The organism is Candidatus Electronema sp. TJ (assembly GCF_048287355.1).
In the GTDB taxonomy this organism is placed as follows: domain Bacteria; phylum Desulfobacterota; class Desulfobulbia; order Desulfobulbales; family Desulfobulbaceae; genus Electronema.
Window position 1 is genome coordinate 23562 of the sequence record NZ_JBLWEP010000006.1, and the last position, 5740, is coordinate 29301.

9 protein-coding genes and 1 tRNA gene are annotated in these 5740 nt (G+C 55.6%); 7 read left to right on the plus strand and 3 right to left on the minus strand.

Translation table 11 applies throughout. The annotated features are described in order from the left end of the window. Together ACNKID_RS01000 and ACNKID_RS01005 are read right to left on the minus strand one after the other, a co-directional pair. Positions 1-359: ATP-binding protein (locus tag ACNKID_RS01000; RefSeq protein WP_417911568.1), on the minus strand; the 359-nt coding region annotated here is incomplete at its 3' end. Between the two features lie 5 nt (positions 360-364). Continuing rightward, positions 365-982 carry a hypothetical protein gene (locus tag ACNKID_RS01005; RefSeq protein ID WP_417911569.1) on the minus strand — a complete coding sequence of 206 codons (618 nt, stop codon included), beginning with the start codon at positions 980-982 and terminating at the stop codon, positions 365-367. Positions 983-1184: 202 nt separating this feature from the next. Here ACNKID_RS01005 and ACNKID_RS01010 point away from each other — a divergent pair. From ACNKID_RS01010 to ACNKID_RS01030, 5 genes are all read left to right on the plus strand, one after another. Beyond that, positions 1185-1259: transfer RNA gene (locus tag ACNKID_RS01010), tRNA-Gly, on the plus strand. Between the two features lie 71 nt (positions 1260-1330). After that, positions 1331-1762 carry a 50S ribosomal protein L13 gene (gene rplM, locus ACNKID_RS01015; protein ID WP_417911570.1) on the plus strand — a complete coding sequence of 144 codons (432 nt, stop codon included), beginning with the start codon at positions 1331-1333 and terminating at the stop codon, positions 1760-1762. Positions 1763-1771: 9 nt separating this feature from the next. Next, positions 1772-2164: a 30S ribosomal protein S9 gene (gene rpsI / locus ACNKID_RS01020; RefSeq protein WP_417911571.1), complete on the plus strand. Its 393-nt coding sequence runs from the start codon at positions 1772-1774 to the stop codon at positions 2162-2164. Between the two features lie 100 nt (positions 2165-2264). After that, positions 2265-3305, plus strand: a complete 1041-nt coding sequence (argC, locus tag ACNKID_RS01025) for an N-acetyl-gamma-glutamyl-phosphate reductase (protein WP_417911572.1) — start codon at positions 2265-2267, stop codon at positions 3303-3305. A 276-nt stretch (positions 3306-3581) separates the two neighbouring features. After that, the gene (locus ACNKID_RS01030; RefSeq protein WP_417911573.1) at positions 3582-4352 is read left to right on the plus strand and encodes a hypothetical protein; all 771 of its coding nucleotides are present in this window, start codon (positions 3582-3584) and stop codon (positions 4350-4352) included. A 34-nt stretch (positions 4353-4386) separates the two neighbouring features. Here the strand turns inward: ACNKID_RS01030 and ACNKID_RS01035 are convergent, their stop codons facing one another. Beyond that, entirely contained in the window at positions 4387-4581 is a 195-nt protein-coding gene (locus ACNKID_RS01035) for a hypothetical protein (RefSeq protein WP_417911580.1), read from the minus strand. 283 nt (positions 4582-4864) lie between these two features. On the opposite strand from ACNKID_RS01035, the gene ACNKID_RS01040 reads away from it, so the two are divergent. Beyond that, positions 4865-5464: a Uma2 family endonuclease gene (locus ACNKID_RS01040; RefSeq protein ID WP_417911574.1), complete on the plus strand. Its 600-nt coding sequence runs from the start codon at positions 4865-4867 to the stop codon at positions 5462-5464. Positions 5465-5501: 37 nt separating this feature from the next. Continuing rightward, the coding region (locus ACNKID_RS01045; RefSeq protein WP_417911575.1) for a hypothetical protein at positions 5502-5740 on the plus strand (239 nt) is incomplete at its 3' end.

The window sequence follows — 5740 nt, forward strand, 5'->3', positions numbered from 1 at the left end:
CTGCCGCTGGCGCAGCGTCGGCAGAGGCCCCGCGCATCATCGCCTTCAGAAAACGCCACTGGCTGCTCAGTCGGCAGAATTCGGCAGGAGATGCCGAGCGCAGCCAACTGTGCCGCCGTCTCGTTTGCTCTGCCACCGGACTGGCCGTCCGTCTGCGGCTGCATGTCAATATGCGCGGCCTGCACTTCGTAGCTGATCGGGGCTTTACGCCGCCAGTCATGCAGCAGCCACGCCAGCACCAACGAGTCAATGCCGCCAGAGACCGCGATCAGCACCCGGCTGCCGTCGGCCAGCATTTCGTAGTCGAGCATGGCCTGAGCCACGCGCCGGTTCTCCGCCGCAGTGAGGACAGCTCGCACGTCCGTTATTTCGTGCCGTTAAGAAAGACGCAGGCATCAAGCCGTTCGCGCAGGCTCTGCTCCAGCAGCCGTTCCGCCGTCACCCACTTGAAACCATTCTCCGCGCTCTGGCGGAATTTGAGCAGATTGTTCATCAGCGGCTCCTGCTCCTCATCAAAACTGCCCCGGCAGAGAACGGTGCCTTCCGGCAGGGCGAGCAGGCGGTAAGAAAAACCGACCGCCGCAGGCTCTTTGGCGGTGTACTCACCGCCAAGCCGTTCTTTGTAGCGGCTCAGGCTGGTCTCCAAGATGGCATTGCAGCCGACTTTCTCCGCCGCCGCCTTGGCTGCGGCCAGTGATGTCCTCGGCCCTCCAGCGTCGCCAGCCTCTTCCGCGCTGATCAGGCGGATGTCCGTTCTGCCGCCAAAATAGTCCCGCAGCTGCTGGTTCAAGACCGACACGCCCTCGATCAGCGTCTCCGCTGGCTGACGGCTTGCCGCACCTGCCTGCGCCGCAGGCAGTGCCGCCGCACAGCTCAGGCGGAATTCCGGCAGCTTATCCTTGTCCGGCCCGCTGGTTGTTCCGGCGCAGCCGCCGGCGGCAAAGGCCAGCAGCACGGCGGCGGCCCGCAGCATCCTCTTCATTTTTCCTCTCCTCCTGCGCAGTGCAAATCAAATCCCTCTTCCTCCGCTTTTGCCGAAACATAATATTCCGGCGGCACGCTCTTGGCAAGAACTGCCTGCCCGGTCAGCGTTTTTTCCGGGACAGAACGAAAAAGAACAACCCTGCTTTTTTCCGCTTGACAGTCAGCCAGCTTTTTTGCTATATTGCCAGCGTTTCGCAAGAGCGGGAATAACTCAGTGGTAGAGTGCAACCTTGCCAAGGTTGAAGTCGCGAGTTCGAATCTCGTTTCCCGCTCCACTTCCAGAACAGATCAAGGTTCGGACCGCTCCTGTTCGAACCTTTTTTTATTCCACACTGAGGCGCGTGCAATGAAAACGTATTATACGCCGGTCAACGAGATCAGCCGCAAATGGTATGTTGTGGACGCGGACGGCAAAGTGCTTGGCCGTCTCGCCACTGAGATCGCCGACCGGCTGCGCGGCAAGCATAAGCCGACCTTCTGCAATTTCCAAGACAACGGCGACTTCATCATCGTCGTCAACGCCGAGCGGGTGCATCTGACCGGCAACAAGTGGAATGACAAGACCTACTGGCGGCACAGCGGCTGGCCGGGCGGCATCAAGAGCCGCGCCGCCAAGGTCGTGCGCGAGCAGTCGCCGGAAGATCTGATCATGATGGCGGTCAAGGGAATGCTGCCGCACAACAAGATCGGCGCGGCACAGCTGACCAAGCTCAAAGTCTATGCCGGGGCCGAGCATCCGCATCAGGCCCAGCAGCCCGAACTCCTCGACATCAAATAAGAGAGCATCATGGCAAACGAGCAGACATACGCCACCGGCAAACGGAAAAGCGCGATCGCCAGAGTGTGGATCACACGCGGCACAGGCAGCGTGGCAGTCAACAAGATGACCCCGATGGAATATTTCGGCAATATCTTCTTTGAGCCGAAAGTGGCCCAGCCTTTCGCAGTCACCGAGACAGCGGAGCAGTTTGATGTCAAGGCCACCGTGCAGGGCGGCGGCAAGGCGGCTCAGGTGGACGCGCTGGTGCATGGCATCTCCAAGGCCCTCCAGACACTGAATCCTGAGCTGCGCGACGCACTGAAGAAAGCCGGTCTGCTGACCCGCGACTCCAGAGTGAAAGAGCGGAAGAAGTACGGCCAGCGCGGCGCACGCGCACGCTTCCAGTTCTCCAAGCGTTAACAGGCGGAACTGCGTCTCAGATTGCAGCAGCACATTGCAGGGGAATAACGAGCGGCTTCGTTATTCCCCTTTTCTTATTTGTTGAACAAGGAGCGTCATCATGCTGAACGTTGGCATCATCGGGGCATCCGGCTACACCGGCGTTGAACTGGCCCGCATTCTTTCCGTCCATCCTGAAGTCTGTCTGACCGTGGCAACCTCGCGCCAATACGCAGGCAAGCCGCTTTCCGCTGTCTTTCCTAACTTGCGCAAGCGGGTGGACTTAGTCTGTGAAGACCTTGCACCGGAGCAGCTTGCTGAACGCGCCGACTTCTTCTTCGCCGCTGTGCCGCACAAGACAGCGATGGCCCTCGTGCCTGTGCTTCTGGCTGCTGGCAAAAAGGTGGTTGATCTGAGCGCGGATTTCCGCATCCGCGATGCTGCGGTCTATGAGCAATGGTATCAGCCGCACACATGCCCGGAGCTGATCGGCGAGGCTGTCTACGGCCTGCCAGAGCTGTACCGCGAGCAGGTGAAGAAGGCCCGGCTGGTCGCCAATCCTGGCTGCTATCCCACCTCGATCATCCTTGGCCTGGCCCCGCTGCTGCGCGAGAAGCTGATCGACCCGTCCACGCTGATCATTGACTCCAAATCCGGCACCTCCGGCGCAGGACGCTCGGCCAACGTGGATACCTTGTATTGTGAAGTGGCGGACGGCTTCCGGGCTTACAAGGTCGGCGGAACGCATCGCCACATCCCGGAGATTGAGCAGGAGCTGTCCTCGCTGGCCGGAAGCAAAGTGACAATCTCTTTCACGCCGCACCTGCTGCCGATCTCACGCGGCATCCTCAGTACCATCTACGCCAGCTTAAGCAGCAATATCAGCGAGCAGGACATTCAGGCGTTGTACGAAAGCGCGTACCGCAATGAAACCTTTGTCCGCGTCTGCCCTGCTGGAACCTTCCCGGCAACCCAGCATGTGCGCGGCAGCAACTGCTGTGACATCGGCGTGAAGGTTGATTCCAGAACCGGGCGGGTGATCGTTATGTCAGCTATTGACAACATCGCCAAAGGCGCGTCCGGCCAAGCAGTGCAGAACATGAACCTCATGAACGGCTTTGCCGAAGACTGCGCTCTTCGAGGAGCCGCCTTCTTTCCGTAAGGTTGCTTGCGCAACGCGCAGTTTTCAATGCCGCGTAAGTGCAGTTTGCGCGGCATCAATGTTTTCAGCACTCTCCCGCCGCTTCTTGAAGCCTGTCATCGAGGTGGCACGTTCATCACCATGTGCGCAGGCAGAATACTTCTGCTGGAAGATCAGGTTATAAAAGAACCTGTCGATCTGTTGAACTGCTTGCAGATTGCTGGAAAGGTGATTATCTTAAGAAGTATTTAAAAAGAATCAGTTATCTTCAGCATTCCCACGCTCATAAGGAAACGAATGAATTCGACAGAACAGAATAACGAGGATATCAAGGCTATTTGCCAGTTCCTTATAGACAATTATGAGACGCTTGAGGAAGATTCTGGCGGAATGCTTCGGCTTGATCTTCCCTCATTTGACTTGTATTCTTGGGACTATCTGAGGTTTGCTGAAGAATCCATAGAGAAGCACGACGACGGCAATCTTGTAGAGAAGCTCAATTGTGTTTCTCATTTAAAGAGAGCACTCGACTGTGCTGTGGCAATCTTTCTTGATGGATTGAATCTGCGTCAGGTCTTCGATAAAAGGAATCTAAAAATTGAGAAAAGGTTAGAATTTCTGCGAGAAATTGGAGTATTTACTGCTCGAAGCCTTTCGAGGCTCAATAGTATCCGCAATCGGATGGAACATGACTTTGAAGTTCCAAAAATCAAGGAATTGGATGCATATTTCGATATTGTATCTACATCTATAGCCTTGCTCGACGCTACACTCGCGAACATTGCTGCCAATGCCGAAAAGTCGTACGTTGTTCCTAACGTTTCTGACAATGACAAGTGGGAATACAGCGTTGAGTATGAGTATTGCATCGAGGCACCAAGCATACGTTTCAGCATCGAAAAGTGGATTAGAAAAAACGAAATTGCTCAACAGGAGTATGAGTTCACACTTGCGGATCCGAAAAGCTTTACAAAAGCCCTTAAGCTCTTGTTGATTCTTTCACGAAAAGACTGGATGCTTGGGAAAAATTTTACTCTGAAACAAATACAGGAAATGGCAGCAGCATAGGTTGGGGAAAGTTAGCACTCCTCAACCTCTCCATTCACGCCTTGCTATGCTGATGCTCCCACCGCTTCTCCAAGAAATACAAGACCGGCACGGTCATTCGTGAGAAGAGCAGCGAGGCCGCTTCGCCTGCCATCAGTGAGATGGCCAGCCCTTGGAAGATGGGGCCGCACTCATGCAGACAGCCAAGCTGGTTGTTAATGAATGCCGTCAGGCTGCCCAGCGTCTTCAAATTCTAAAAAACAGAACGCAGGCTGGCCAAACTGCTTTATCGTTTGCCCACGCGGAATCTGCCTCCTTCCCTCCAACACACATAAGTCTTTGGGACTTACCTGCGTAAGTCCCAAAGACTTATATAGGTAAGTCCGGCGGACTTATGCACGTAAGTCTTGCGGACCTATATACGTTCCTCCCCGCCGTCTCTCCTCTTGACAACCCGCCTCAGCCTCCGTATGCTGCCTGATCAGCAAGCAGGATGCAGATGCACGCCAAACGTGTCAGCAGAAGGAGGGGCAATGCAGACAGAAATCAGCAGCAGAATGCTTTATGCAACGAAACAGCATTCGGTCCGTCGGCCAGAGCAGCATCAATCGGCCTTGGAACGCTTTCTCGCTCTGCCTGAAGGCGCAGCCTGTCAACTTATCGCCGGGGAGCTTGTCATGAGTCCAGCGCCAATTCCATTGCATCAAGCAGTTATTTTAGAGCTGTCCATCCAGATGGCCTTGTTTGTCAAAAAGGAGAACGCTGGCAGAGTGTTCACCTCGCCGATTGATGTCCGGCTGAATGAACGAAATATCTTCCAGCCGGACATTCTCTTCATCAGCAAAGAGAAAGCCGCCTTGATCGGCGAGCGGATGATTGAAGGCCCGCCTGATCTTGTTGCGGAAGTCCTGTCGCCGTCCTCAGCCTATCATGATCTGCGGACGAAGTTCCGCGCCTATGAGCAGGCTGGCGTGCAGGAATACTGGATTGTTGATCCTGAGCGCAAGAGCGTGGAGGTCTTCGTCAACAGCGGCGGCAAATTCCAGCTGCGCCAGGAAGCAGAGGGCGAAGGCGCGGCGCAGTCTGTCCTGCTGGAAGGGCTTTCTGTTGATCTGGCTGACATCTTCCCATAAGCCGCGCGCTGCGGGCAGGCGGCTGAGAAAGGCGAGAATGCCTGTTGACAAGCAGGCGGCATTCATGGTATCAGCAGTGCTGCTGCAGCAGCTGCACCAACGATCCACCGAGTTCACTTCAAACAAGGTAACGACCATGAGGAAGACAGTATTATCTATATTGGCGTGCATCAGTGTTGTTTGCGCGTCCGCAGCTCAGAGCAAGACAACGCCGCCTTCGGAAGCAGCAGTGCCGCCTGCGAGCACAGCAGCAAGCTGCGTCATAAAAGATGCGGA

Coding starts and splice junctions, on each gene's coding strand:
- ACNKID_RS01005 (WP_417911569.1), bottom strand. CDS start 982: ATGAAGAGGATGCTGCGGGCCGCCGCCGTGCTGCTGGCCTTTGCCGCC.
- rplM (WP_417911570.1), top strand. CDS start 1,331: ATGAAAACGTATTATACGCCGGTCAACGAGATCAGCCGCAAATGGTAT.
- rpsI (WP_417911571.1), top strand. CDS start 1,772: ATGGCAAACGAGCAGACATACGCCACCGGCAAACGGAAAAGCGCGATC.
- argC (WP_417911572.1), top strand. CDS start 2,265: ATGCTGAACGTTGGCATCATCGGGGCATCCGGCTACACCGGCGTTGAA.
- ACNKID_RS01030 (WP_417911573.1), top strand. CDS start 3,582: ATGAATTCGACAGAACAGAATAACGAGGATATCAAGGCTATTTGCCAG.
- ACNKID_RS01040 (WP_417911574.1), top strand. CDS start 4,865: ATGCAGACAGAAATCAGCAGCAGAATGCTTTATGCAACGAAACAGCAT.